The organism is Pseudomonas sp. B14(2022) (assembly GCF_012030485.1).
Taxonomy (GTDB): Bacteria; Pseudomonadota; Gammaproteobacteria; order Pseudomonadales; family Pseudomonadaceae; genus Aquipseudomonas.
This window is the reverse complement of record NZ_JAAUVM010000008.1, coordinates 1-25,314: the sequence shown is the minus strand read 5'-3', so window position 1 is coordinate 25,314 and position 25,314 is coordinate 1. Positions and strand designations below refer to the sequence as shown.

The following is a 25,314-nucleotide window of genomic DNA, read 5'->3' as shown; positions in this document are numbered from 1 at the left end:
AGGAGCGAGCTTGCTCGCGAAAAACGCCGAGCCAACGCGTTCATTCTCGATAAACGTGGCGGCCCTGAGTTCTTCGCCAGCAAGCTCGCTCCTACAAAATGCCTTAACTGACTGGCATTGGGTCGACGGGGAAATATCATTTGATGCGGTAGTGGAAGGTGTTGCGCACTGCCGGTACGGCCACGGCCTTGCCATCAACGATCCTCGGCTGGTAGCGGAAAGTGTTCGCCGCCGCCAGTGACGGCCGGATAAACAATGGGTGGCAGCCGTCCAGCACCTTGGGGTTTTCCACGCGGCCTTGGGTGTTGACGCTGTACTCCAAGGTGCAGTCGCCTTCGATGTTCTTGTCCAGGGCGCGCTCGGGATAGTCCGGTGCCTCCTTGCTCAGGGGTTGGTATTGGCGGCTGTCGAAGGCGGGGGCCGGGGCTGGCGCGGGTGTGGCAACCCGGGCTTTTTCAGCGGCCAGGCGTTGCTGATTGAGGCGTTGTTGTTCCAGCTCGCGGTTGCGTTGTTCGTTGGCCAGGCGTTCCTGCTGCTGCTCGATTTTCTTGTCTTCGACGCGTTTACGCGCCAGGGCGGCTTTCTCGAGTTTTTGCGCCTGGACCTGCGGGTCTACCGTGGGCTTTGTCGGCACCGGCACCGGCATCACCACCGGCTCCGGCGGTGCGGGTGCAGCCACCACCGGTTCAGGCTCGGGCGCTGGCGCCGGTGGCAGCATGACCAACTGCGTGTGCATCACCCGAGGGGCATCCACCACAGGCTTCTCCGTCGACCAGCCCAGCATCAACGCGGCCAGCACGCCGACGTGCAGCGCCACCGCCAGGCTGGCGGCGAGGCTGTTTCTCCAAATCCCGGAAGCATCCCGGGGCGCCATCGTCAGGGAGGGACTGTGCATGATCATCGCCGTCATTGCGGGGCCTCGGTCACCAGCCCCAGGTTGCTGACTCCACCCTTCTGTAACACCGCCACGGCCGCGACCACACGGCCGTAACCGGCGTTGTCGTCGGCGCGGATATAGACCTGGGTGTCGCTGCGCGCCGCCACCACCTGCATGACCTTGGCGCCCATTTCATCCAGGCTCACGGCGCTGTCGGTCTGGTGTTGGGTATCGAGTTCGCCGCCGAGGTTCCAGTAGTAGCCACCGTCGGCCTTTACCGACAGCGTGAGGATCTGCTGGCGGGTGTCGGTAGCCAACGCCTCGGCGGCGACCTTGGGCAGGTCGATCTTCACGCCCTGGGTCAGCATCGGCGCGGTGACCATGAAGATCACCAGCAGCACCAGCATCACGTCGATATACGGCACCACGTTCATCTCGGCCTTGGGCCCGTGCTTGCGTTGCGGCCTGACTAACATGGGAGTTGCTCCTTTCAGGCGGCGGCGGCCAGGTTGATCGACGTACCGCGCAGGGTGCGGTGCAGGCGCACTTGCAGCTCGTTGCCGAAGGCGTAGTAACGGGTGAGCAGAGTCTGGCCGCGCGCCGCGAAGCGGTTATAGGCGATCACCGCCGGGATCGCCGCAAACAGGCCGATGGCCGTGGCGATCAAGGCTTCGGCGATGCCCGGCGCTACGGTGGACAACGTCGCCTGTTGCACCTGGGAAAGACCGATAAAGGAATTCATGATGCCCCACACCGTGCCGAACAGGCCGATATAAGGGCTGACCGAACCCACGGTCGCCAGAAATTGCAGGCCCTTTTCCAGCTCGATTTCCTGCTCGGTAATCGCCACCTGCAAGGCCCGCTCCACGCCTTCAAGCACCGCCGGGTCATGGCTGTGCAGGTGCTGGTATTCCTGGACCCCTGCGATAAAGATCGGCGCAATGCCGCCCTCGCCCGCCTGCTGGATCTCACGGGACAGTGCCTGCAAATCCGGCGCGACGCGAAAGCGCTGCACAAACGTATTCAACTGCCGTTCCAGGCGGCGCAACACACTGCCGCGCTGGATAATCAAGTACCAACTGAGCAAGGACGCCAACAGCAAGGTGACCATGACAGCCTTGACCAACAGGCTGGCGTCGCTGATCAAACCCCAGATCGTCATATGTTCCATCGTCGCGTGCATAGTGAATCTCCCATTCGATTAAAAAGTGATGACCGGTTGATGACGGTTCACGGCAATTTCAATGCGCGGGTGACCTCGGCCCAGGGCACGAACTTGAAGTTCTGGGTTTGCTCGGGCATGCGCTTGCGCCCGTCCTGCACCACCAGCATGCCTTGGCTCCATGGCCCGCCGAGGTTGATGGCGGTGACTTCCAGGCCATCGGTTTCCGACGCGCCGTCGATACCGGCGGCGGCGTTCAAGCCGACACGGAAGCCGCCGTGCACGGCAAACGGCGGTTCGGCATCCACCACCAGGTAGCTGTCATTGCCTTGGCTTGAGATCACCAGGTAGTCATGTTTATCGCTCTGGTACAGCGCCAGGCCCTCGACATCCGCATGCAATTGCGGGCCGACCTTGATCACGCTGGTGAGCGTCGCCGGTTGATCGGCGCGCGCATCCACCGCCCATACGCCGACGTCCTCCTCACCGATAAACAGGCGCTGGCGCTGGTCGTCGGCCACACAGCCTTCGGGTTGGCTATCGACCTTGAACTGGCGCACCAGCTCGCCGTGCACACGGCCGTCCGGCGCACTGAGGCGGTATTGCAGGAAGGTGCCATCCTTGCCGTTGGCAATCGCGTAGATCTCGCCGCTGGCGGGCTGGAACAGGCAGATACCGTAGATTTCCTTGAGCGGCGTGGGCACTTCACCGGCCTCACGCAGCTCGCCGCTACGGCGGTCGATGCTGAACAGACTCAGGCTGTTGTGGTCGCGATTGCTCGCCACCGCCAGGTCGACCGTTTGCGCGCCGAGCTTGAAGTTGGGGCGTACGTCCACATTGTTCAGGCGGCCCACCGCCAGCTCCTGCAACAGCTTGCCGTCGAGGTCGTAGGCGAGCAGGCCCTGTTTCTTGTTGGTGCCGAGCACACGGCTGTTGACCGGTGTTTCCGGGTGAATCCAGATCGCCGGGTCATCCGCCGCATCGCCTTGGCGGCCGACCGGGTCGCTCTGGCGCAAGGCCGCGACTTCCGGCAGCACCGCAGCCGCCGCGACGGGCGTGGCCTGCCAGTCGAGCCTGGCCTGGTAGAGCGTGCCGCTGTCGTCATCGCGTACCAGCAACTGGCGGCCATTGATCGCCAATTGCTCCGGTTCTTTCAGGCCCGGCAGGCCCAGGCTCGATTGCTCCACCCAGCGCTCGCCGGTGTGCTGGAACAGGTGTAACCGGGCGCTCTTCGGGTCCAGCGCAACCACGCCACCGGGTACCAACGCCATGGCACCGGCTCCGCGCTTGGGAGTGTCGAACAGCGCCACCGGCGTGCGTTTCACCTCGGCTTCCGGGTGCGCCGGGTAGGCCCACCAGCCGACATTCTCTTCATTCACCAGCAACTGCTGGGTGGCATCGTCCACCTGGCAGAACTGCGCCGACGGCGGCAGCGGCAAACCGCGTACGCGCTGGGGATCGGTGAGCAGCGTCGAGCCGTTGCCCACCAGCCATTGCTCGCCCTTGCCCTCTTCGCCCACCAGGAACACAAACAGGTTGGCCGCTGCGTCGCGGTACAGGCACAGGCCGTTCACCGGGTAGTCGCGGGTCGGCAGGTACAGCGGCTTGCCCCAGTTTTTGCCGGCGCTGTCCAGGCTGATCAGCAGCGCCTGTTGGCGGTCGTTGTCGAGGCTGGCGACCAGCACCTGGGCACCTGCGGCGCGGGTGTCGAGGCTGCTGAAATTACCTTTGAAACGCGCCAGCTCGGCGCCCTTGCTGTCGAGCAGTTGCAGGCCGTCACGGGTGCTGGCAGCCACGCGCTCGGTGGCGTTGGGCAGGAAGGCCACGGCTTGGGCCTTCAGGCTGGGTGCCCACGGGGTCAGCGCCAGGTCGGCGGCGAACGCATTGCCGCTGGTGACCAGGGCAATCAGCAGGTACAGCTTGGAAATTCTCATGAACAAGCAAATCCTTCGGAAGCAATAGAGATCCAATGTGGAAGGGGCGGCGCGACGACTCGACTTGCTCCCGATAGCGGTGTACCAGTCAATAAATTTGTATCTGGCCTACCGCCATCGGGAGCAAGCCCCCTCCCACATTTGGCATGTGTTGAATTCAAAAATGAGTGAAGGTCAGGCCCACTTTGTAGGTGGGGCCGTACTCTTCGTATTGGCCGTTGTAGCTGCGGTGGCCGGTGTAGACGAAGTACGACTCATCGGTAAGGTTCTGGGCCTCGAAGCTGACCTTCAGGTTCTTGGTCAGTGAGTAGCGCGCGCTGAAGTCGACGAAGGTCTGCGCGTCGACGTGCAGGTCGTGGGCCTTGTCGTTGATCGAGGCCAGTTCATACAGGTAGGCCGACTTGTAGTTGGCCGACAGGCGCAGGCTGAGCTTGTCGTCCTCCCAGCCGAGCATCAGGTTGCCGACGGTGTCCGACTGGTTGGGCAGGCTGATGTTGCGCTTGCGATTCGTGCCGCTGGCGGCGTCGAAGCCTTCGATATCGGCGCTGGAGCGGCTGAAGGTGCTGTTGGCGCCGACCAGCAAACCGTTCCACGGCGCCGGCAGCCAGTCGAACTTCTGTGAGTAGGCCAGTTCCAGGCCGTAGAGCTTGGCGCTGTCGCCGTTGGCGTAGGTGTGAGCCTCGGAGAAATTGGTCCAGGCGCCGGTGCCGGCGAGGTCGGTGTTGTAGACGAAGTTCTTGATGTCCTTGTAGAACACGAACGCCGACACGGTGCCGGCACGGCCCATGAAGTGCTCGATACCCAAGTCAAGGTTGCTCGATTCCAGGGGCTTGAGGTCCGGGTTGCCGAAGGTGGCTTCGTCATCGTCGATCACAAAACCCGGCGCCAACTGGCCGAACGTCGGGCGCACCACCGACTTGGTCCAGGCCGCGCGCACCTGGGTGTTCTTGTCGATCTTGTAGCGCGCATGCAGGCCCGGCAGCCAATGATGATAGCGGCGCTTGGTCTCGGTGGGGGTGAACACGCCATCGGTGGCGCCGGTGCCCTTGGCTTCGAACTCGGTACCTTCGTAGCGCAGCCCGGCGATAAAGCGCCAGTCGTCGATGTCGAGGGTGTTCATCAGATAGCCGGCGTTGATGTCCTCGCGGATGGTGAAGTCGTTGACCCGCGATTCGGTCTGGTCATAGAAGTCCGCCGGGTTGAGGCTGCCGATCAGCTGCTTGATGGCGCCGGGGCTGATGCCGGGGCCGTAGTTGCCCAGGCGATAGTCGACGCTGCCCTTCTGGAACCGGGTGAGGTTGAGCTGGTCGGAGGTGAAGCCAAGGGTGTCGAGGTCTTCGTAGACCCAGGCTTCCAGGTCGTTGTCCTTGTTGCGACGGCTGACCTTGCCACCGAACTTGACCTGGGACGCATAGCCGCTCAGGTCATAGTCGCGGGCCAGGTCCAGGCGCAGGTTTTTCTCGGTGTCCTGGGTGTTCTGTTTTTCCCAATCAACCTTGTCGAGGCTGAAGTTGCTGGCGTCGTAGAAGCCGCTGCCGATGATCGGGCGGGGTTTGTCCTTGTCGTAGAAACCGCTGTTGGCAAAGTCACCGCCGTCGAAGGTGGCGCCGGCGATATGCGCCGGGCTGTCTTCGCTGGACTGGCTGTAGCCGGCCTGGCCGCTTAAGGTCCACAGGCCGAGCATGCGTTCGCCGCCGAACACATAGGATTGAATTTCCTGGGTTTCCTCACGGTTTTTCAGCTTGCGCTTGCCCTCGGCATCGCCCAGTTGGCCCGGGGCCTGGGGGTCGGCAAATTCAATGCTGGTGGAGTTGCGGGTTTCGGTGTCGGTGTAGCGGCTGTAGAGGGTGCGCAGGTAGTAGCTGCTGAGGTCATCGGGCTTGTAGTCGAAGTTCAGGCCACCGCCGGCGCGTTCGCGGCTGATGTCGTAATCGCGTTGTTCGAACTCGTTGAGCCGCGCGCCGTCGGTGAAGTCCCAGGCGCCACCGGTTTCGACGTTGTCCGAGCCGAAGTCGCGCTTTTGCCAGCTCAGCGCTGCAGCCACGCCGAAGTTGTCGATGCCGTCGCCGAGGCTGAAACGGTTACTGGCGGCGCCGGAGAATTTCGGGCTGGTCTGGCGGGTGTTCTTGTCGTAGCTGGCTTCGCTGCTGCCGGTATAGAACAGGCCTTTATGGTCAAAGGCCGAGAGGCTTTGCACATCGACGGTGCCGCCGAGGGAGTTGGCGTCCATGTCCGGGGTGAGGGTCTTGATCACCGACAGCGACTGCACCAGCTCCGAGGGCAGCACATCGAGGGCCACGGCGCGGCGCGCGCTTTCCGGGGCGGGCACCAGGGTGCCGTTGATGGTCACGCTGTTGAGGTCCGGGCCCAGGCCGCGCACGCTGACAAAACGCCCTTCGCCCTGGTCGCGCTCGACACTGATGCCCGGCAGGCGCTGCGCCGCTTCGGCGACGTTCTGATCCGGCAACTGGGCCACGCCGTCGGCATGCACCACGCTCTTGATGCTGTCGGCGCTGCGTTGCTCCTTGAGTGCCTGGTCGATGGCGGCAGCCTGGCCGATCACTTCGACATGCTCGGTGGCGCTCGCTTCGGCGGCGCTCAACCGTTCACTGGCCATCGCCAGGGCCAAGGCGGTAAGCGTAAAGCTGACGAGCCCGGTGCGCTTGTACATGCAATCCTCCCCAAGAATCCGTTGGCGCCAGGCAACGGGCCCGGCAACTGGGAGGGCAAGCTAGGGGTGGGGGATGACGGTTCTGTGACAGAAGGTCTGTGGCAGGCCTATAAACCGAGGGGTTGAGCCGATTTCCGGTTTGAAATGAGCTGAAATGACCTCAGCAGATCGAATGTGGGAGGGGGCTTGCTCCCGATAGGGGTGGGTCAGTCACCTGTTTCTCTACTGATCCACCGCTATCGGGAGCAAGCCCCCTCCCACATTTTTTCATCTCCAGTGTGTTTGAGCTGAGCTGATTCGACCCTCCTCCACCGTCATCCAACGGTCACATCCATCTGCTGTGCTGGCGCCCATCGCTCATTTGTCCAAGGACCCGCGGCCATGTTTTCCGTGCTCAAGCCCCACCGCTGGAAACTCTCGTTGCTGCTGATCGCCGCCAACCTCGGGCTGATCCTGAACCTGGCCTGTGGCGAGTTGAAAAGCGTCAGCGAATGGGTGTGGCTGGATATCTTCGGCGAAGGCGGTTCCGCCCTGCTCGCCCTGGTGTGGCTGGGCCTGGTGCTCAAAAGCCGCCCCGCCGGGCGCGTCACCAATTACCTGGCGCTGGGCCTGTCGTGCATCTTTTTTTCCTGGTGGATCGACAGCCTCGACGAATTTATCCGCCTGCCCGACAGCATCACCTGGGACCATTGGCTCGAGTCCGGGCCGATGCCGGTGGGCATGATCCTGCTGACCATCGGCATCTACCACTGGCACCGCGAACAACTGGCGATCAGCGCGCAGATGGAAAAACGCGAGCGGCTGTTCCGTGAGCATCGGCTGTTCGACAAACTCACGCCGCTGGCCGGCGCCGACTACCTCAAGCGCCAATTGGCCGACAGCCTGCAAGACAGCCGCGACCAGCAACAACCGCTGTCGCTGCTGGCCCTGGACCTGGACAACTTCGCCGCCATCAACCAGGCCTACGGGCATGCCGAGGGCGACGCGGTGTTGCAGGCGCTCAGCCATTTGCTGCTGCTCAACCTGCGCCGCCAGGACCTGCTGTGCCGCCTGGCCGGCGACCGCTTTGTGGTGCTGCTGCCCAATACCGGCGAACGCCAGGCCAAGGAGCTGGCGCTGGAGTTGCAGCAAGCGGTGCTCGGCCTGGCCCACAAGACCCGGCAACAAGGCGAACGCCTGCAACTGGCCGCGACCACCGCCGTGGTCATGGCCCTTGAAGAACCGCCTCAGGACTTGCTCAAGCGCCTGAACCTGGCATTGGCCAGGGCCAAGCAACCGCTTGCGAAAAGTGCCTGAGATGGCCGTGAAAACCAGCTGGTATGAAGCCGACAGCCGCTTTATCCCAGGGCATTACCAACCCGCCACGCTGATCGACCTGGCCTTGTCCCGCGACATCGACAGCCATCGCCTGCTGCGCGGCACCGGGCTGTTTCACGAGGACATCCTGGCCGGCACCGCGCACCTGAGCCCGCAGCAGTTTTTCGGCTTGATCGGCAACAGCCGCAAGTTACTGGACGCCGACGACAGCAGCTTCCTGTTTGGCCAGCGCCTGCTACCCGGCTACTACGGTGCCGCCAGCCACGCCCTTGGCCATGCGCAGAACCTGCACCAGGCCCTGGAGATACTGATCCAGCAACAGGTGCTGCTCAGCCCGTTGGCCACCCTGCAACTGGAGCTGGATGAGCACCACGCCTACCTGTACTGGCTGGACAGTTGCGGCGCCGGCGAGCACTGGCGTTTCCTGCTGGAAGCCAGCATGACCTCGCTGGTTGCCATGAGCCAATGGCTCAGCGGCGAGCGCCTGCCGTGGACGTGCAGTTTCAGCCATGCCGAACCGCGTTATATCGAGCAGTACTGGGTGCACCTGGGCGAGAGCACGCGCTTCGAGCGCCCGCTGGACATGATGAGCATCCCGCGTGAATACCTCACCCGCACCTGGCCTGGCGCCTCGGCCACGGCCGGCCAGGTTGCGCGCCGCCAAGCCCGCGAGCAGATCGAACAATTGGGCTTTGCCAACAGCTTTCTCGACTGCCTCTACGAGTACCTGCGCGACCAGGTGCGCCAGCCGCCCAGCCTGGAACAGGCGGCACAGGCCTTCGCCATGAGCCCGGCGACCCTCAAGCGCAAGTTGCACAAGCACGACACCGGTTTTCAACAGCAGGTGGACCGGGTGCGCAAGCAGGTGGCGTTGCACTTGTACCAGGTCAAGGGCTACAGCAATGATGAAGTGGCGGCGTACCTGAACTTCAACGATGCGGCGAACTTCCGGCGTTCGTTCAAGCGCTGGACCGGCAGCACCCCGAACCTGATCCGCCAGCTGTTCAACAGCCGCTAGCCAGGCGTTCGCGCAAAAACTCCACCAGCGCCTGCACCGGCCGTGAGCTTTGCCGATGCTGGGGATACACCGCCGACAGGGTCAGGGCTTCGGGGGCAAAGTCATCGAGGACGGTGACCAGGCGCCCGTCCTTCAAGGCGTCGCCGACGATAAAGGTCGGCAAGTAGGTCACGCCCAGCCCCGCGATGGCGGTGTCGCGCAACAGGTCGCCGTTGTTTACACGCATGCGGCCGCTGACCGGCAGCGCCTGCAACTTGCCCTTGAAGCGCCATTGCACCTGGCGGCCATGGCCGTAGGGCAGGCAGTCGTGTTCGGCGAGGTCTTCGGGTTTAAGTGGTGTACCGCGCAGTGTCAGGTACTCGGGGCTGGCGCAATACACGCGCTCGATGCTGGCGATACGACGAGCTATGAGGGTGGAATCTTCCAGGGTGCCGATGCGCAGCACCAGATCGTAGCCCTCACCGATGAGATCCACCGGGCGGTCGCTGAGGTCAACTTCTACCGACACCTGGGGGTGGCGCTGCAAAAACAACGGCAACAGGCAACCCAGATGGGCCATGGCAAACGACAACGGCGCGCTGAGGCGCAGGGTGCCGCGCGGTTCGCTGTTCTGGCCGGCGATGCCCTGCTCCACTTGCTCGACTTCACCGAGCAGGCGCAAGGCGGATTCGTAGTAACTCTGGCCCAGGGGCGTGATATCCAGGCGGCGCGTGGAGCGGTTGAGCAGGCGCACGCCGAGGCGGTCTTCCAACTGGATCAGGCGGCGACTGACAAATTGCTTGGACAGGCCCAGCTGTTCGGCGGCGGCGGTGAAGCTGCCGGACTCCATGACCTGGCAGAACAGGCGCATGTCTTCGAAGGGGTTCATTGTCGCTTCTCGGTGGACAGTTTGGAGATTTATAACTGGATGGTCGCAACATCACAAATCAAATGTGGGAGGGGACTTGCCCCCGATTGCGGTGTGTCAGTCTCAATAGCTTTGACTGATACACCGCTATCGGGGGCAAGCCCCCTCCCACATTGATCACCTAAAGGCTTGAAAACCGGTTACTTGGCAGTGAACGCCGAGTAGCTGTTCATCAGGTTGCGGTAGTTGGGAATGCGCGGCGACAGCAGGTTGGCCAGGCCTTCCATGTCGTTGCGCCAGTCCACTTGCAGCTCGCAGGCCACGGCGAACCAGTTCACCAGTTGCGCACCTGCGGCGGTCATACGGGCCCAGGCGGCCTGCTGTACGGTTTCGTTGAAGGTGCCGGAGGCGTCGGTGACCACGAACACCTCGAAGCCTTCGTCGAGGGCGCACAGGGTCGGGAACGCTACGCACACATCCGTCACCACGCCAGCAATGATGATCTGCTTACGACCGGTAGCCTTGACCGCCTTGACGAAATCTTCGTTGTCCCAGGCGTTGATCTGGCCAGGACGGGCGATGTACGGCGCGTCCGGGAACAGCTCCTTGAGTTCCGGCACCAGTGGGCCGTTAGGACCGCCTTCAAAACTGGTGGTCAGGATGGTCGGCAGGTTGAAGAACTTCGCCACGTCGGCCAGGGCCAGTACGTTGTTCTTGAATTCGTTAGGGGAGAAATCCTGCACCAGTGAGATCAGGCCGGTCTGGTGATCGACCAACAGGACAACGGCGTCATCTTTGTTCAAGCGCGAGTAAGTCATGGGGTAACTCCTTTGGGTAGTGAAATCAGAAGGCAAAGCACGAGCAGCCAAACGCGCCCCAGAACCCCTGGAAGTCGCTGACCGGCACGCTGGAAAGGCGCGCTTTTTCGTGGCTGTGGGAATGCACGCCGCACGGGCCGCTGCATTGGTGTACTTGAGCTTGCAAAGGCGAACTCGGGCGCCAGTGCCCCGGCACCTTGACCACCGGCGACCAGTCCGGCAGCACCGGCACGCGTGGCGGTGCGAAGTCTTCAAAGTCGCCGGCGCCGTAGACCACCTTGCCGCCCACGACAGTGAGCACGGATTCGATCCACTTGATGGCTTCTTCATCGACGCTGAAAAAGTCCGCCGACAGCGCCGCCACGTCCGCCAATTGGCCGACCTTGATCTGGCCTTTCTTGCCCTGCTCGGAGGAGAACCAGGCGCTGCCATGGGTGAACAGCTCCAGCGCGGTGAGGCGCGGCAGGCCTTCGGCGTGCAACTCCAGGCCGCCGACGGTGCGGCCGCTGACCATCCAGTACAGCGAGGTCCACGGGTTGTAGCTCGAGACCCGCGTGGCATCGGTGCCCGCCCCTACCGGCACGCCTTCGGCCAGCATGCGCTTGATCGGTGGCGTGGCTTCGGCGGCCTTGGCGCCGTAGCGCTCGACAAAATATTCGCCCTGGAACGCCATGCGGTCCTGGATCGCAATGCCGCCACCGAGGGCGCGGACCCGCTCGATATTCTTCGGGGTGATGGTTTCTGCATGGTCGAAGAACCACGGCAAGCCATTGAACGGGATGTCGCGGTTGACCTTCTCGAACACATCGAGCATGCGCGAGATGGACTCGTCATACGTGGCATGCAGGCGGAACGGCCAGCGCTGTTCCACCAGATGGCGCACCACCGGTTCCAGCTCCTGCTCCATGGTCAGCGGCAGGTCGGGACGGGGTTCGAGGAAGTCTTCGAAGTCGGCGGCGGAGAACACCAGCATCTCGCCGGCGCCGTTGTGACGCAGGTAGTCATCGCCCTGGTGCAGGGTGACGCTGCCGGTCCAGTTCTTGAAGTCGCTGAGTTCTTCCTTGGGCTTCTGGGTGAACAGGTTGTAGGCGATGCGCACCGTCAGCTGTTGATCCTTGGCCAGTTGCTCGATCACCGCGTAGTCATCGGGATAGTTCTGGAAACCACCGCCGGCATCGATGGCGCTGGTCAGGCCGAGGCGATTGAGTTCACGCATGAACTGGCGGGTGGAGTTGACCTGGTATTCCAGCGGCAGTTTCGGGCCTTTGGCCAAGGTCGAGTAGAGGATCATCGCGTTGGGTCGCGCCACCAGCATGCCGGTGGGGTTGCCGTTGCTGTCGCGCACGATCTCGCCGCCCGGTGGGTTTGGCGTGTCCTTGGTGTAGCCGGCCACGCGCAGGGCGGCGCGGTTGAGCAAGGCGCGGTCATACAGGTGCAGCACGAACACCGGGGTGTCCGGTGCGGCCTGGTTGAGTTCTTCCAGGGTGGGCATGCGTTTTTCGGCGAACTGGAATTCGTTCCAGCCACCCACCACCCGCACCCATTGCGGCGTAGGGGTACGGTCGGCCTGCTCCTTGAGCATGCGCAGGGCATCGGCCAGGGACGGCACGCCTTCCCAGCGCAGCTCGAGGTTGTAGTTCAGCCCGCCACGGATCAGGTGCAGGTGCGAGTCATTGAGGCCGGGGATCACGGTGCGGCCCTTGAGGTCGATGACCTGGGTACCGCTGCCACGCAGGGCCATGGCCTCGCCATCGGTGCCAACGGCAACAAAGCGCCCCTCGCGGATGGCGACGGCGGTTGCCCGCGGGTTTTCACGGTCCACGGTGTGGAACTGGCCATTGAACAGAATCAGATCGGCGTTCATAGGGTTTCCTTTACAGAGGCTTCAAGCCAGGGAGCGAACAGGCGAGTGGCGGCCGGCATCAGCAGGTAGACCACCAGCAGGACGATGGTCACGGTGACCAGGAAGGTCGCGACCACATAGTTGGACAGGAACGGGTGCAGGCCGAGGATCGGACCCCACACGATCGGCACCAACAAGGTCAGCGGCAGGATCACGCACAGGGTGACCACCGCCTGCTTCCAGCGCGGCGGCTTGGCGGCGCTGTCAGCCAGGGGCGTGAACCAGAATTCGTTGACCGCACCGATTTCGGTCTTGTCGCCGTCGGCCAGCATGGGCGTGGCTTCGGCGATCAGGGTGTTGCGCTCGGGGGAATTGAGCCAGGTTTCCAGGTCAGCGGTGGAGCGGTAGCGCAATACGCAGGTGAACAGCGTCAGGCCGCTCTGTTTGCTGCGCACTACGTCGACACCGAGGTGGCCGGGACGCTCGCCGGCGATGCGCACGGTACGGCGTAGCCAGGCTTCGTAGTCGGCTTCGCGGCCTGCCTTGATCAGGTGTTTCACGACCAGGGTGACGATTTCGTCGGGCCCTGTCTGTGGTGCTGGGTCCATGGGATGCCCCTCTGCCTTGAAATGTCAGCGATGAGGGGAGTTTGCCGGGGCCAGCGTTGGGAAAATTGGATATACGTGCTGTTTAAGCGGGGCGCTGGAAGGGTGTCACCAGCCTTCTTTCAGCATGCGCAGTTCCAGGTGCTGCAACAGCATGATGGTCTTGCCGTCGGCGATCTCGCCGCTCTGCACCATGGCCAGGGCCTGCTCGAAACCCAGCTCCAGCACCTCGATGTCCTCGCCCTCCTCTTCCAGGCCGCCGCCACTGCCAACCCGGTCTCCTGGCTGGTATTCGCCGAGAAAAAAATGAATCCGCTCAGTGACCGACCCCGGGCTCATGAACGCCGCATAGATCTTCTCCACATGCCCGACGCGATAACCGGTTTCCTCCTCCGCCTCCAGGCGAATGCGCTCTTCAGGGCTGGCGTTGTCCAGCAACCCCGCAGCCGCTTCAATCAGGTAACCGGGGTAGTCATTGACGAAGGTGGGCATGCGGAACTGGCGAATCAGCAACACCGTGCGTTGCTCACGGTTGTACAGCAGGATGGTCGCGCCATTGCCGCGGTCATACACCTCGCGGGTCTGGGCTTGCCAACTGCCGTCGCGGCGACGCAGGTCGAAGCTGTATTTTTTCAGCAGGTACCAGTTGTCCGAGAGAGTCTCTTCGGCGGTGATGCGAACGGGGCTGTTGTCCATGGCTGGCTCTTTTCCAAAGGGGTGATCGGGGTTCACGCTTGTTTGATGCGAGGCCACGCGGCCGCAACTTCTTCAGCACTGCCGGCGTGGATCCGCGCCAGGTTGCGCGGGTAATCCACACCAGGATTCTCAGTGAAGCGCGTTGCGGTGAATTGACCGTTGCTGGCCCGCAGGACGTAGCCGGTGTCCTCGCACTGTGTGGAGGCGAGGAACAACACGCCCGGGGTTACCCAATCAGGCTTGAGCTCGTCGGGCTCCTCGGTCACGCCCCACATCCGCGTCTTGGCCACCGGCGAAATCGCATTGACCCGGATGCCGGCCTCGGCGCCCTCATGGCTCAGCGCGTTCATGATCCCCAGTTGCGCCATCTTGCCGGCGCTGTAGGCCACCAGGCCGGTCTGCTCGTATTGTGCGTACATGGCGCGGTCGGAGGTGGTGAGGATAATGCGTGGTGCGGTTGAACGCAGCAGATGCGGCCAGGCGTGTTTGCACAACCAAAGTGGCGCGTAGAGGTTGATGTCCATGGCCCGCTGCAGGAACGCGGCATCCAGGTCCTGGATGTTCTGGTAACCCACCCAACCGGCGTTGTGAATCAGGATATCGAGTTGACCGAAGGCCTCGACGGCATATGCAACCAGTTGCCGGCAGCCCTCGTGGGTGGACAAGTCACCGCCATGCGCGATCACCGCCAGCCCTTCGGCCTGCAAGGCTTCTGCCGCCGCCTTGACCACCGAGGCATCGTTGCCGGCGCCCACCTTGTCAGCGCCGATATCGCTGATCACCACCCGGGCACCGCCCAGGGCCAGTGCCCGTGCATAACTGAGTCCCAACCCGCGCGCACCGCCGGTGACGATGGCGGTTTTACCTGTGAAATCCATGTGCTTGCTCTCCTGTTCGGCCGCCTACCCTAACAACCGGTGTACGGGTTGTTCAATGCTGTAACACTTTGCAAGCAATCGCCGTGGGCGGCCGTCGAATTTATACCTGCCTGTGTAGGCCATCTGGTAAAACCCCCACTTCACCTTTGCCCTGGAATCTTCATGCCCTCACGTTTTCTATCGCGCCTGAGCCTGCGCTGGTTTCCCCTGCTGTGCATGGCACTGTTGATCGTCGGCCTGCCAGTGGGCTGCGCGGTGCTGCAACACAAGGAGCGCGAGCTGGTGTTTCGCATCGAGCCCGGCACCGCCAGTTGGTACAGCGGTTTGCCCAAGGCGGTGCAGGAATTCGAACTCAAGCCCGCCAGTTTCAAATCAGGGCAGAACATTCATGGCTGGTGGTACCCGGCAGCCAACAAGGACGCGCCGGCGATCCTCTACTTGCACGGCGTACGCTGGAACCTCACCGGGCAGCTGTTTCGCATCGAGCAATTGCACGCCCTGGGTTACTCGGTGCTGGCCATCGACTATCGCGGTTTCGGCCAGAGCCATGGCGAACTGCCGTCGGAAACCACGGTGTATGAAGATGCACGCATCGCCTGGGAACGTTTCCAGGTGCTGCAACCGGACCCCGGCAAACGCCTGATCTACGGGCACTCACTCGGCGGCGCGGTGGCCATCGACCTGGCGGCGGAGCTGGGCCGGCAAACGCCGCTGCCGGTGCGTGGACTGGTGATCGAGTCCACCTTCACCTCCCTGGCCGATGTGGCCGCAGCGGTAGCCAATACATCGTTGCCGGTGCGCTGGCTGCTGTCGCAGAAGTTCGACTCCATCGACAAGATCGCCGACATTCACATGCCGCTGCTGGTGGTCCATGGCCTGGACGACCGCTACGTGCCGCCGCGTTTCAGCGAGCAACTATTTGAAGCGGCCCGGCAACCCAAACGCCTCTTATTGGTGCCGGGTGCCAGCCATAACAACAGCATGAGCCTGGCCGGTGGCAGCTATCGCCAGGCACTCAATAACCTGATGCAAGCGAAGATGCCAGCACAGGTGGTCAACCACACTCCAGGTCATAACAACGAGTCATAAATCTGCTTTTCGGCACTGGGTTCGCGCTTGGCTGTCAAGCGCAAACCCTGCCCATACTGGACATGGCCGGCAGTTGATCAAATATTAACCTTTGGTTAAATCGCCAACCCTGCCGGGCGTTCGCAAAGTTATCCACAGAGATACCCACGGTTTTCGTGGACAACTCTTTTTATTTTTTTACGATTTTTTTGCTCACTAAACGGTTTCGGGGAATGTACCCGGCAGCAAAATCTCGCGATTCACATCGCGTATATCGTTATAGCCACACAGTGCCATCGTTACGTCCAGCTCACGGGCGATGATGTCAAGCGCCTTGGTCACCCCCGCTTCGCCCATCGCGCCCAAGCCATACAAATGCGGGCGACCGATCATGGTGCCTTTGGCGCCGAGTGCCATCGCCTTGAGCACGTCCTGACCGGAGCGAATGCCGCCGTCCAGCCACACTTCAATCCGCTCACCCACCGCGTCGACAATCGCCGGCAACTGGCTGATGCTCGACGGCGCACCATCCAACTGGCGGCCACCGTGGTTGCTCACCACCAGTGCGTCGGCACCGGAATTGGCGGCCAGGCGCGCGTCCTCAACATCGAGGATGCCCTTGATGATCAGCTTGCCGCCCCAGCACTGCTTGATCCATTCCACATCGTCCCAGCTCAGGCGCGGGTCGAATTGCTGGGCGGTCCACGATGACAACGAACTCATGTCCGCCACACCCTTCACATGCCCGACGATATTGCCGAAGCCACGCCGTTGGGTGCCGAGCATGCCCATCACCCAGCGCGGCTTGGTGGCCATGTTGAGGATGTTCGGCAAGGTCAGCTTGGGCGGTGCCGACAGGCCGTTGATCAAGTCCTTGTGGCGTTGCCCGAGGATCTGCAGGTCCAGGGTCAGCACCAGTGCATCCACACCGGCCGCCTTGGCACGTTCGATCAATTGCTCGACAAATGCGCGGTCGCGCATCACATACAGCTGGAACCAGAACGGCTTGCCGACCTGTTCGGCGATGTCTTCGAGGGAGCAGATACTCATGGTCGACAAGGTGTAGCGCAGGCCAAACGCAGCGGCGGCGCGGGCGGTAAGAATCTCGCCATCGGCATGCTGCATGCCGGCCAGGCCCGTAGGTGCGAGGGCCACCGGCATGGCCATGTCCTGGCCGATCATGCTGGCTCGGATCGAGCGTTCATCGATATTGCGCGCCACGCGCTGGCGGAATTTGATCCGGGCAAAATCGCTTTCATTGGCCCGGTAGGTGCTCTCAGTCCAGGACCCGGAATCGGCGTAATCGTAGAACATCCGTGGCACACGCTTTTGCGCCAGCTTGCGTAAATCTTCGATGGTTGTAATCAACGACATCTAGGTCACCTCTCCCTGAACTGAGCACAAAGAGTAACCGCCCCTCGGGTGGGCAACCAGCCATTGCGTTTATATCGACTGCGGACTAATCTCGCACAAACCCGCAAAAAAGCGCACAAACATGCATAACACCCATCAAGCCATCGACCTGCCTTCCCTGCGCAAACAAAAGATCCTGTTATTGCTGGAACGCGACGGCAAAGTCACCGCCTCGGAACTGGTGGAACACTTCGCCGTGTCCCAGGACACCATCCGCCGCGACCTCGGCGAACTCGCCGCCGCCGGCCTGTTGCAGCGCGTGCACGGTGGCGCCCTGCCCCGGCCCAAGGACACCGGCAAAGACTTCTTCACCCGGGTCGGCGAGACCAATGAAGCCAAGCGTCAACTTGCACAACTCGCCGCTGACCAGGTGCAGGACGGCCAGATTGTGCTGTTCGATTCCGGCTCCACCACGTTGCAGATCGCCCAGTCATTGCCGCGCTCGATCCGCCTGACCGTCGTCACGCCGTCACCGATGATCGCCATCGCCCTGGCCGACCATCGCGATGTAAAAGTGATTCTCGCCGGCGGCCAACTCAACCCGGCCACCTTGTCTACCAGCGGCCAGGAAAGCGTGCGCCTGATCCAGAGTATCAAGGCCGACCTGCTGTTTACCGGGGTCTGCGCACTGCATCCGCAAGTGGGCATCAGCTCGCTGCATTTTGACGAGGTCGCGGTCAAACAGGCCCTGCTCGACAGCGCGTCCCATGTGGTGGCGGTGACCCTGGCGGACAAACTCGGTGCGGTGGAACCGTTTGTGGTGGCGCCGTGCAACCGTATTCACACGTTGATCACGGAGTGGCATGTGCCGAGTGTGGAGGCGTATGAGCAGTTAGGGTTGGAGGTGTTGCGGGTGGAGGTCGAGTAGCAGCAGGGCATCAAATAGCTGTGTGGCGGATTGGCTTTTGTGACTGGCAGACTTGTTGTGGCCAGCAAGTTTATTGTGGCGAGCGGGCTTGCCCCGCGTTGGGGCGCGTAGCGGCCCCACATAAGGTCACCGCCACTATCCTGCCTAAACGCGGTGGCAGGTTTTAGGGCCGCTTCGCAGCCCAACGCGGGGCAAGCCCGCTCGCCACAAAAAAAGCTCGCTCACCACGACAAGCTCGATAGCCACAACAAGCCTGCTCACCACGACAGCACCTTGGCCGCATCGCGCATAAAAATCTCGATGGTCTTGGGCCCCACGCCGTCAAATTCCCCCAGGCGTTTTTCGAACGCCTGGCGGTTTTCGCTGGCACTGCGAATGTGGCTGATCTTGCCGGCGTACTCGGCGTTGAGCTTGGCACTCAGGTCCAGCAAGCGCTGCGCGGTGCTTTCGTCGTACCGCACGTAGTGAGCACGCCCGAGCATGGAGACCAGCTCTCGGGAGGTGCAATGTTGCAGCTTGCGCGCAGTATCACGCCCCTCTTCCTCAACGATCACCTTGTACGCCTGTGCCGCGATGGGGGCCTGGATGCGCTTGCCCATCAGGAAGCTGGCGACAAACCACTTGAACAGGCTGCTGTCATCCTCCGGCTTGAGCTCAATACCCAGTTCCGACGCAGTAATGGCACGAGCCATGTTCAGTGGCCCAGCTTGCGCTCGGCCTTGGCGGCCTGCTCGTTGATGGCATCGGTCTGGCGTTCAGTGTCTTTGATCGAGGTGGGCGTCAACACTTTATCGACGGTTTCGGTCTTTGGATTCGGGCGTTCCAGGGTCTGGCCTTTGGCAGCTTTATCAGTACCTTTCTGAGCATCTTCAGAGCTGATCGGCGCGGGGGTTTTGTCGGCAGTCATGGTCTCTCTCCAAGGGGTTGAAGGCCCACGAAAAAGCGCGGCCACGTATGCAGCAGAGGCCGGTGGATTTAGATAGTTCAAGGAAATTGCCCGCGCCAAACCGCCGGCGAAATAAGCGCAAATTAATTTAAACCTTTGCCGCCCGGACTCGATCCACTCTCCCATATCGCTTCTTTAATCCACCCCTCAGGAGACACTCGATCATGAGTTCACACCTTAACGGCAAGAAAATTTTGATCATCACCTCCAACACCGGTATCGAGCGCGACGAGCTGCTCAAACCCCTGGACGCCTTGCGCGGCTACGGCGCCACGGTAACCCACGCTTCCAGCAAAGGCGGCACCACCCAGACCTTCGTCGGCGACACCGAGAAAGACAAAACAGTGGAGTCCGAGGTGCAGCTGTCGGACGTCGTCAGCGGCGACTTTGACGCCCTGGTCATCCCTGGCGGTACCGTCAATGCCGATACCCTGCGCCAGGATGCGGCGGCGCTGCGCCTGATCAAGGACTTCGCCGACGCCGGTAAAACCATCGCCGCGATCTGCCACGGCCCATGGACGCTGATCGATGCCGGCGTGATCAAGGGCAAGACCCTGACCTCCTATAAGAGCGTGCGCATCGACCTGGAAAACGCCGGCGCGGCTGGATGGGTGGATGCCGAGGTCAAGCAATGCCAGGCCAATGGCTGGACGTTGATCACGTCGCGTACGCCGGATGATTTGCCGGCGTTCAACGAAGCGATTGCCAAGGCTGTCGCTGGTTGAACGGTCGCTGTTGAACGTAAACAGGCGCCTCTCGGCGCCTGTTTTTTTTCCCCAAGCCCTTCAGTTCTTACGCTGCTCCGGCATCTCACGCTTGGGCCCGAACATCGCCCACGCAATCAAGCCAAACAACGGCACAAAGATCAGGATCACCAACCACAAGCCCTTGCTCTCCCAACCACCGGTGCTGCGCAGGACGATATTGATCGCCCACAACTCCAACAGCAGCAGAATCACCGCCAAGCCGATCCAGATATATTGAATTTCCATGCTTCACCTCCTAGGTCGTATGCATTAGGTCAAGCATCGGCCGCGAGGGTTCATTTAAATTTTCCGACGTTGTGGAATGCAACGCGCCGCAGCGCCGACCATGCAACCTGCACGACAATCGCCCCCCTGATCACATATAACCTGTTGAATTAACGAATAATTTAAAAACTGCTCAAGTTGGTACACCTGATGCACCTGTCAACTGGACGAGGCGTGCATGTCGACACGCCCTGAAATGCCCGTGAGGTGTCACCGATGAATGCCATTGATCTGCTCAAAGCCGACCACGAACGCGTGAAGGCCCTGTTGACTCAACTGAGTGAGTCCACTGAACGCGGGGTTAAAAAACGCACTGAATTGCTGGCCAAGCTGGAAGCGGAAATCAGCCTGCACACCAAGCTGGAAGAAGAAATCCTCTACCCGGCATTCAGGAAGGCTGGCGGCAAGGAACAGGACATCATGTACCACGAGGCCAAGGAAGAGCATCGCACCGTCGACGCCCTGGTACTGCCCGACCTGAAGCAAACCGAACCTTCGACCACCGAGTTTTCCGGCCGCGTCAAAGTGGTCAAGGAATTGCTGGAGCACCATATCGAAGAAGAGGAAACCGAGATGTTCCCGCAGGCTAAAAAGCTGCTGGGCAAGGCGCTGCTTGAAGAGTTGGGCGCTGAAATGGAAGCCATGAAAGCGGCGCATAAAAAGTTGCAGTCGAGCAAGCCTATGGCGGCTTGATCGAGGCATGACAAGAGCCTGGAATTCATCCAGGCTCTTGATACATCCACACGATAGGGGATAGCGTCATGAAGACCAGATCGTCCCAACGGATTGTGCTTATCGTCGGCCTGTCAGCCCTGCTCACCGGCCCCGCCCTCGCCGCCTTTGGCGATAACCCTGAACCTGCCTCCAACGCCTTGAGTGGCGACAGCGCCGCCGGCTCCGCCCTGCCACCGGGGACCTACCCCAGCAGCCCTTCCAACAGCGACAAAAAAACCAAGGACACCGCCAAACCGCCGAGCAAACCCGCCAGGCCGGCTGACACCCATAAAGACGGCAAGGAAAAACCCCGCTCAGGCAGCTGACGGTTCATCCGCAACCGGCGGCTCGGGTGCAAGCCCCCAGTCGCCATGCTCGTACCAGTCGTCCCCGATCATCTCGGCCGGGTGCATGGTGCGGTCGGCGCCATTGCCGCACGCCAGGTCGGTGGCGGCACAGTAGCGATCACAGCCCCAACAGATACGTTCAGGATGCTTGGGATGCAGCGGAAAAGGCTTGGCCATGCGTGGACTCCCTGGCGACGAACACTCCCAGCAACCTACCCCGATAAAACCTGTACAACCTTGACCGGCATCAAGCCTGGCCAAGATGAAATATCCTCGAAACTTGACAGGAATCATTATTATTTACGGCTGACCTTCCTAGACTCGGGTTCTCTCTCCTCACCCGTCAGGAAGCCTCGATGCGTAGCCCTTCTTTGTTGTCCCTTGCCCTGCTGCTGAGCACCTCCGTGGTGTTTGCCAAGGAGTACCCCATCGGCGAACCACAACACTGCCCCGGCCTGGAAATCGGCGCGGTGTATCTGCAACCGATCGAGATGGCACCCGCCGGCATGATGCGCGCCACGGCCGATTCCGATGTGCACCTGGAGGCCGACGTACGCGCCACGGCGGACAATGCCCAAGGGTTTCAGGAAGGCAGTTTCGTGCCCTACCTCAACCTGTCTTTCACCCTGAAGAAACAAGGCAGCGACACCCCCATCAGCGGTGATTTCCACGCCATGGTCGCCAATGACGGGCCGCACTATGGCGATAACGTCAAGCTGCAAGGCCCCGGCAAATACACCCTCACCTTCAGCGTATTGCCGCCCACCGGCCATCACTCCCTGGGTCGTCATACCGACAAGGAAACCGGGGTCGCCCCGTGGTTCGAACGCTGCGAGGTGCATTACGAATTCGTCTACGCCGGCATCGGCAAAAAAGGCGGCTATTGATGCGCCGCGCCCTGTTGCTGGGCGGCCTGCTACTAAGCGGCGCGGCGATGGCAGCGCCGTTGCCCACCTATGAGTTGAGCCTGCAGGACGGCCATTTCGACCCGCCACAACTGGTGGTCAAGGCCGATGAGCGTTTCAAGATCGTGCTCAAGAACATCGGCCAAGGCCCGGCCGAATTCGAAAGCACGCCCCTGCGGGTGGAGAAGGTGTTGTCTGCGGGGGTGACCACCTTTGTGGTGATCCACCCGCTCAAGCCGGGGTTGTACCCGTTCTTCGACGAGTTCAACCCACAGTTGCCCGAAGGCAGCATCCTCGCCGAATAGGAGCCGTTGATGAACCAATCGATGTTTATTGTCTGGCGTGAAAGCGTCGAGGCCCTGCTGGTGATCGGCATTCTGCAGGCCTGGATCAGCCGCCAGGCCGGACATGCGCAACTGGCCCGCTTCCTCTGGGCCGGGGTGCTGCTGGGGTTGTTGTGTTCGGCCGGTCTGGCCGGTTTGATGCTGTGGGCCGGTGACACCATGACCGGTCCACAGGGCGAGTGGCTGCAAGCGGCGCTGACCCTGTTGGCCAGCGGCTTGATGGTGCAGATGGTGTTCTGGATGCACCGCAACGCGGCCACGCTCAAACACACCCTGGTACGCGAAGCCGATGAGCGCCTGGCGCGCCAGGGCGGCTGGGGCGTGCTGTTACTGGCGCTGCTGGCGGTGAGCCGCGAAGGCAGTGAAACCGTGGTGTTTTTGTATGGTGCCGGTGCGCGCCTGCACGAGGAGGCGCAAGGCCTGTTCGCCGTCGGCGGCGTGCTCGGCCTGGCATTGGCGGGGCTCACCGTGCTGCTGTTGCGCGGCAGTCGGCGCTTTATCTCCTGGTCACTGTTTTTCGCCCTCAGCGAGGCGCTGCTGTTGCTGCTCGGCGGTGCATTGCTGGTGGCGGCCGTGGATCGCATCAGCGGGCAACTGCTGGGCATGGACATGCCCGAGTGGGCCTACGCCGCCTTCGGTGACAGCCGCTGGGACAGCAGCGCACTGCTCAGTGACAGCCATGGCCTCGGCGCACTGCTGGCCGACTTTGCCGGGTACCGCGCGGCCCCCAGCCTTATCACCGTGTTGGTACTGCTCGGCTACTGGCTCTGGGTGGGCAACGGCCTGCGTCGCGCCCGGCACGCGGCATGAGTTGGCTGCGGCAACTGGGCGATGGCATGCGCCGCCATGCCCGGCTGATCCGTGCCATGCAATGGGCGGTGGTGCTGGTCTACGCCGTATTGCTGGTGCTGCCCACCGTGCTGCCGTTGCCGGATAGCCAGGCGCGTGTGGTGAACAACCTGACGCTGCTCGCGCAATTTATCTTCTGGGGGATCTGGTGGCCGTTCGTGTTGCTGTCGATGGTGCTGTTCGGGCGCCTGTGGTGCGGCGTGCTGTGCCCGGAAGGTTCACTGAGCGAATGGGCCAGCCAGCACGGGCGCGGCCTGGGCATACCGCGCTGGCTGCGTTGGGGCGGCTGGCCGACCCTGGGCTTTTGCCTCACCACGCTCTACGGCCAGTTGATCAGTGTGTACGACTACGCCCAGGCGGCGTTGCTGATCCTGGGCGGCTCGACGTTGGCGGCGGTGGTGGTCGGCCTGTTATTCGTGCGCGGCAAGCGCGTGTGGTGCCGTTACCTGTGCCCGGTGAGCGGCGTGTTCGCCCTGCTCGCCCGCCTGGCGCCGCTCCATTTCGCCGTGGATGAACAACGCTGGAAAGCCAACAGCGCCCCGCGCCTGCCTCTGCCCAACTGCGCGCCACTCCTGGACATCCGCCGCCTGCAAGGCGCCAGCGACTGCCACGTCTGTGGCCGTTGCAGCGGGCAACGCGGCGCGGTGCAACTGATCGCCCGCTCGAGCAATCAAGAGATTCTGCAGGCGCCCCGACAACCCGGCTCGCAATGGGATGCGCGCCTGCTGCTGTTTGGCGTGATCGGCCTGGCCATGGGCGCGTTCCAGTGGACCGTAAGCCCGTGGTTTATCGCCCTCAAACAGGCACTCGCTGAATGGCTGGTAAGCCGCGACTGGCTGTGGCCGTTGCAAGACAACGCGCCGTGGTGGCTGCTCACGCACTACCCGCAACTCAACGACAGCTTCAGCTGGCTCGATGGCCTGTGCATCGTGCTGTACCTGGGTGGCAGCGCACTGCTGATCGGCGGTGGCTGCTGGCTGCTGCTGCGCCTGGCCGCGTCTGTGGCCGGAGATCGCGCACTGTTTCGGCCCTTGGCACTGACGCTCACGCCCCTGGGTGGTGCAGGGCTGTTCCTGGGGCTGTCGGCGACGACGGTGAAGTTGTTGCGTTATGAAGGGTTGGCATTGGCGTGGGTGCAACCGGCGCGCGCACTGATGCTGAGCGCCGCGATTGGCTGGTGCTTGTGGTTGGGGTGGCGGCAGCTCCAGGGGCTGGAAACCCGGCGCCGTTGCCTCGGGTGGTTGTGCGTACTGCTGAGTAATGGGCTGGTGGGGTGTGGCTGGTGGTTGCAGTTCTGGGGGTGGGCTGGCTGATGCACACCGATCCAAATGTGGGAGGGGGCTTGCCCCCGATGAGCATGGGTATCTGTGGCGCGGGCGCTTGCTCCCGTGGCGGCCTTCGGGCCGACCATGTCGTTGGGGTTGGAATGAGTACATATCCATTGTTGCGGTCACGGCTGCTTAGGGTTCCGCCCTTACGGCGGTCACTTTGGAAAAGCCCCAAAGTAACCAAAGGGCTCTTGCCCCACCACTCGGTACCTCGCCTAGGCTCGGTATGCCCTCACTCCGGCGTGGTTAACGGGGTGCCTGAGATCAAGATCAAAAGCCAGAGCAAAAGCCAGAGCAAAAGCCAGAGCAAAAGCCAGAGCAAAAGCCAGAGCAAAAGCAGGCTGAGGTCTACCAGCTGGATGGAGATCCAAATGTGGGAGGGGGCTTGCCCCCGATGAGGGAGTGTCAGTTGATGGATTTGGTACTGACCCACTGCAATCGCGGGCAAGCCCCCTCCCACATTTACCGAGTACACCAGCCCCAACTCCGGTCGGCTCTAAGGCCGCCGCGCTTTGGCTTTTGATCTCAAATCGCCCCGTCAAACACGCTGGCCGAACGCAGGCTTTGGAGCGTGGGTAACCCGGCAGGACGCCGGGTTAGCCGCACTGGGCCAAGGATGGCCCATTGCGGCGGCCCACGCTCCAAAGCCGGAGTAAGGGCACACCGAGCCTAAGCGAGGTGCCGAGTGTTGGGGCGAAGCGTTTTTGGTGGACTTGCTCCCTCGCAGCGGACGCCAAGAAGCGATATTTTAATCGTAACCTTGGAGGCACTTATGGCACAGCAAACCCGCCGCAGTTACACCGACGACTTCAAAGCCCAGGCAGTGACACTCGCC

The 25,314-nt window shown here is 62.2% G+C and carries 27 protein-coding genes; 11 read left to right on the top strand and 16 right to left on the bottom strand.

The window, feature by feature from the left end; translation table 11 throughout:
• Window positions 1-136: 136 nt before the first annotated feature.
• The 5 genes from HCF10_RS13980 to HCF10_RS13960 form a co-directional block, all read right to left on the bottom strand.
• A complete protein-coding gene (locus tag HCF10_RS13980) occupies window positions 137-910 on the bottom strand; it encodes an energy transducer TonB (RefSeq protein WP_167655774.1) in 774 nt (257 codons plus the stop codon).
• Window positions 907-1,353, bottom strand: coding sequence for a protein TolR (gene tolR, locus HCF10_RS13975; protein WP_167655773.1), 447 nt, complete (start codon window positions 1,351-1,353; stop codon window positions 907-909). The genes HCF10_RS13980 and tolR overlap by 4 nt, the downstream gene beginning before the upstream one ends.
• Before the next feature lie 14 nt (window positions 1,354-1,367).
• Window positions 1,368-2,060, bottom strand: coding sequence for a protein TolQ (gene tolQ / locus HCF10_RS13970; protein WP_167655772.1), 693 nt, complete (start codon window positions 2,058-2,060; stop codon window positions 1,368-1,370).
• A 47-nt stretch (window positions 2,061-2,107) separates the two neighbouring features.
• Window positions 2,108-3,973 (bottom strand): phytase, encoded by a 1,866-nt coding sequence (locus tag HCF10_RS13965; protein ID WP_167655771.1) that lies wholly within the window; start codon window positions 3,971-3,973, stop codon window positions 2,108-2,110.
• 157 nt (window positions 3,974-4,130) lie between these two features.
• Window positions 4,131-6,644, bottom strand: coding sequence for a TonB-dependent receptor (locus tag HCF10_RS13960; RefSeq protein WP_167655770.1), 2,514 nt, complete (start codon window positions 6,642-6,644; stop codon window positions 4,131-4,133).
• Window positions 6,645-7,025: 381 nt separating this feature from the next.
• Between HCF10_RS13960 and HCF10_RS13955 the strand changes: the two genes are divergently transcribed.
• The gene (locus HCF10_RS13955) at window positions 7,026-7,940 is read left to right on the top strand and encodes a GGDEF domain-containing protein (protein ID WP_145337467.1); all 915 of its coding nucleotides are present in this window, start codon (window positions 7,026-7,028) and stop codon (window positions 7,938-7,940) included.
• 1 nt (window position 7,941) lies between these two features.
• Complete coding sequence (locus HCF10_RS13950) at window positions 7,942-8,979, top strand: AraC family transcriptional regulator (protein WP_145337466.1); 1,038 nt, start codon at window positions 7,942-7,944, stop codon at window positions 8,977-8,979.
• Here HCF10_RS13950 and HCF10_RS13945 read toward each other — a convergent pair.
• The 6 genes from HCF10_RS13945 to HCF10_RS13920 form a co-directional block, all read right to left on the bottom strand.
• Complete coding sequence (locus HCF10_RS13945; RefSeq protein ID WP_167655769.1) at window positions 8,966-9,847, bottom strand: LysR family transcriptional regulator; 882 nt, start codon at window positions 9,845-9,847, stop codon at window positions 8,966-8,968. The two genes, HCF10_RS13950 and HCF10_RS13945, sit on opposite strands and share 14 nt — an antisense overlap.
• Before the next feature lie 179 nt (window positions 9,848-10,026).
• A complete protein-coding gene (ycaC, locus tag HCF10_RS13940) occupies window positions 10,027-10,644 on the bottom strand; it encodes an isochorismate family cysteine hydrolase YcaC (RefSeq protein WP_131699228.1) in 618 nt (205 codons plus the stop codon).
• 25 nt (window positions 10,645-10,669) lie between these two features.
• The gene (locus HCF10_RS13935; RefSeq protein ID WP_131699227.1) at window positions 10,670-12,508 is read right to left on the bottom strand and encodes an amidohydrolase; all 1,839 of its coding nucleotides are present in this window, start codon (window positions 12,506-12,508) and stop codon (window positions 10,670-10,672) included.
• Complete coding sequence (locus tag HCF10_RS13930; protein WP_145337464.1) at window positions 12,505-13,095, bottom strand: antibiotic biosynthesis monooxygenase; 591 nt, start codon at window positions 13,093-13,095, stop codon at window positions 12,505-12,507. The genes HCF10_RS13935 and HCF10_RS13930 overlap by 4 nt, the downstream gene beginning before the upstream one ends.
• 105 nt (window positions 13,096-13,200) lie before the next feature.
• Window positions 13,201-13,788, bottom strand: coding sequence for an NUDIX domain-containing protein (locus HCF10_RS13925; protein WP_131699225.1), 588 nt, complete (start codon window positions 13,786-13,788; stop codon window positions 13,201-13,203).
• 32 nt (window positions 13,789-13,820) lie between these two features.
• The gene (locus HCF10_RS13920; RefSeq protein ID WP_167655768.1) at window positions 13,821-14,666 is read right to left on the bottom strand and encodes an SDR family NAD(P)-dependent oxidoreductase; all 846 of its coding nucleotides are present in this window, start codon (window positions 14,664-14,666) and stop codon (window positions 13,821-13,823) included.
• 162 nt (window positions 14,667-14,828) lie between these two features.
• Between HCF10_RS13920 and HCF10_RS13915 the strand changes: the two genes are divergently transcribed.
• Window positions 14,829-15,755 carry an alpha/beta hydrolase gene (locus HCF10_RS13915; protein WP_167655767.1) on the top strand — a complete coding sequence of 309 codons (927 nt, stop codon included), beginning with the start codon at window positions 14,829-14,831 and terminating at the stop codon, window positions 15,753-15,755.
• A 195-nt stretch (window positions 15,756-15,950) separates the two neighbouring features.
• On the opposite strand, the gene HCF10_RS13910 is transcribed toward HCF10_RS13915, so the two are convergent.
• Entirely contained in the window at window positions 15,951-17,108 is a 1,158-nt protein-coding gene (locus HCF10_RS13910; RefSeq protein ID WP_145337461.1) for an alpha-hydroxy acid oxidase, read from the bottom strand.
• Between the two features lie 121 nt (window positions 17,109-17,229).
• Here HCF10_RS13910 and HCF10_RS13905 point away from each other — a divergent pair, with 121 nt between their 5' ends.
• Window positions 17,230-18,015 carry a DeoR/GlpR family DNA-binding transcription regulator gene (locus HCF10_RS13905; protein WP_145337460.1) on the top strand — a complete coding sequence of 262 codons (786 nt, stop codon included), beginning with the start codon at window positions 17,230-17,232 and terminating at the stop codon, window positions 18,013-18,015.
• 257 nt (window positions 18,016-18,272) lie between these two features.
• Here the strand turns inward: HCF10_RS13905 and HCF10_RS13900 are convergent, their stop codons facing one another.
• Window positions 18,273-18,707 (bottom strand): DNA methylase, encoded by a 435-nt coding sequence (locus HCF10_RS13900; protein ID WP_131699220.1) that lies wholly within the window; start codon window positions 18,705-18,707, stop codon window positions 18,273-18,275.
• Between the two features lie 2 nt (window positions 18,708-18,709).
• Window positions 18,710-18,922, bottom strand: a complete 213-nt coding sequence (locus HCF10_RS13895) for a hypothetical protein (protein WP_167655766.1) — start codon at window positions 18,920-18,922, stop codon at window positions 18,710-18,712.
• 203 nt (window positions 18,923-19,125) lie between these two features.
• On the opposite strand from HCF10_RS13895, the gene HCF10_RS13890 reads away from it, so the two are divergent.
• Complete coding sequence (locus tag HCF10_RS13890; RefSeq protein WP_145337457.1) at window positions 19,126-19,686, top strand: type 1 glutamine amidotransferase domain-containing protein; 561 nt, start codon at window positions 19,126-19,128, stop codon at window positions 19,684-19,686.
• A gap of 60 nt (window positions 19,687-19,746) precedes the next feature.
• Here the strand turns inward: HCF10_RS13890 and HCF10_RS13885 are convergent, their stop codons facing one another.
• Complete coding sequence (locus HCF10_RS13885; RefSeq protein WP_145337456.1) at window positions 19,747-19,953, bottom strand: PLDc N-terminal domain-containing protein; 207 nt, start codon at window positions 19,951-19,953, stop codon at window positions 19,747-19,749.
• A 255-nt stretch (window positions 19,954-20,208) separates the two neighbouring features.
• On the opposite strand from HCF10_RS13885, the gene HCF10_RS13880 reads away from it, so the two are divergent.
• Entirely contained in the window at window positions 20,209-20,685 is a 477-nt protein-coding gene (locus HCF10_RS13880) for a hemerythrin domain-containing protein (RefSeq protein WP_145337455.1), read from the top strand.
• 68 nt (window positions 20,686-20,753) lie between these two features.
• Window positions 20,754-21,032, top strand: a complete 279-nt coding sequence (locus HCF10_RS13875; RefSeq protein WP_167655765.1) for a hypothetical protein — start codon at window positions 20,754-20,756, stop codon at window positions 21,030-21,032.
• Here the strand turns inward: HCF10_RS13875 and HCF10_RS13870 are convergent.
• The gene (locus HCF10_RS13870; RefSeq protein WP_053130271.1) at window positions 21,021-21,230 is read right to left on the bottom strand and encodes a DUF3079 domain-containing protein; all 210 of its coding nucleotides are present in this window, start codon (window positions 21,228-21,230) and stop codon (window positions 21,021-21,023) included. The genes HCF10_RS13875 and HCF10_RS13870 overlap by 12 nt on opposite strands.
• Window positions 21,231-21,409: 179 nt before the next feature.
• On the opposite strand from HCF10_RS13870, the gene HCF10_RS13865 reads away from it, so the two are divergent.
• Genes HCF10_RS13865 through HCF10_RS13850 form a run of 4 tightly spaced genes read left to right on the top strand, consistent with a single transcriptional unit; the run spans window position 21,410 to window position 24,464 of the window.
• Window positions 21,410-21,940, top strand: a complete 531-nt coding sequence (locus tag HCF10_RS13865) for an iron transporter (protein WP_131699214.1) — start codon at window positions 21,410-21,412, stop codon at window positions 21,938-21,940.
• Window positions 21,940-22,263, top strand: coding sequence for a cupredoxin domain-containing protein (locus HCF10_RS13860; protein ID WP_131699213.1), 324 nt, complete (start codon window positions 21,940-21,942; stop codon window positions 22,261-22,263). Before HCF10_RS13865 ends, HCF10_RS13860 begins: the two co-directional genes overlap by 1 nt.
• 9 nt (window positions 22,264-22,272) lie before the next feature.
• The gene (locus HCF10_RS13855) at window positions 22,273-23,112 is read left to right on the top strand and encodes an FTR1 family iron permease (RefSeq protein ID WP_145337454.1); all 840 of its coding nucleotides are present in this window, start codon (window positions 22,273-22,275) and stop codon (window positions 23,110-23,112) included.
• Window positions 23,109-24,464, top strand: coding sequence for a 4Fe-4S binding protein (locus tag HCF10_RS13850; protein WP_167655764.1), 1,356 nt, complete (start codon window positions 23,109-23,111; stop codon window positions 24,462-24,464). The genes HCF10_RS13855 and HCF10_RS13850 overlap by 4 nt, the downstream gene beginning before the upstream one ends.
• Window positions 24,465-25,314: the final 850 nt, after the last annotated feature.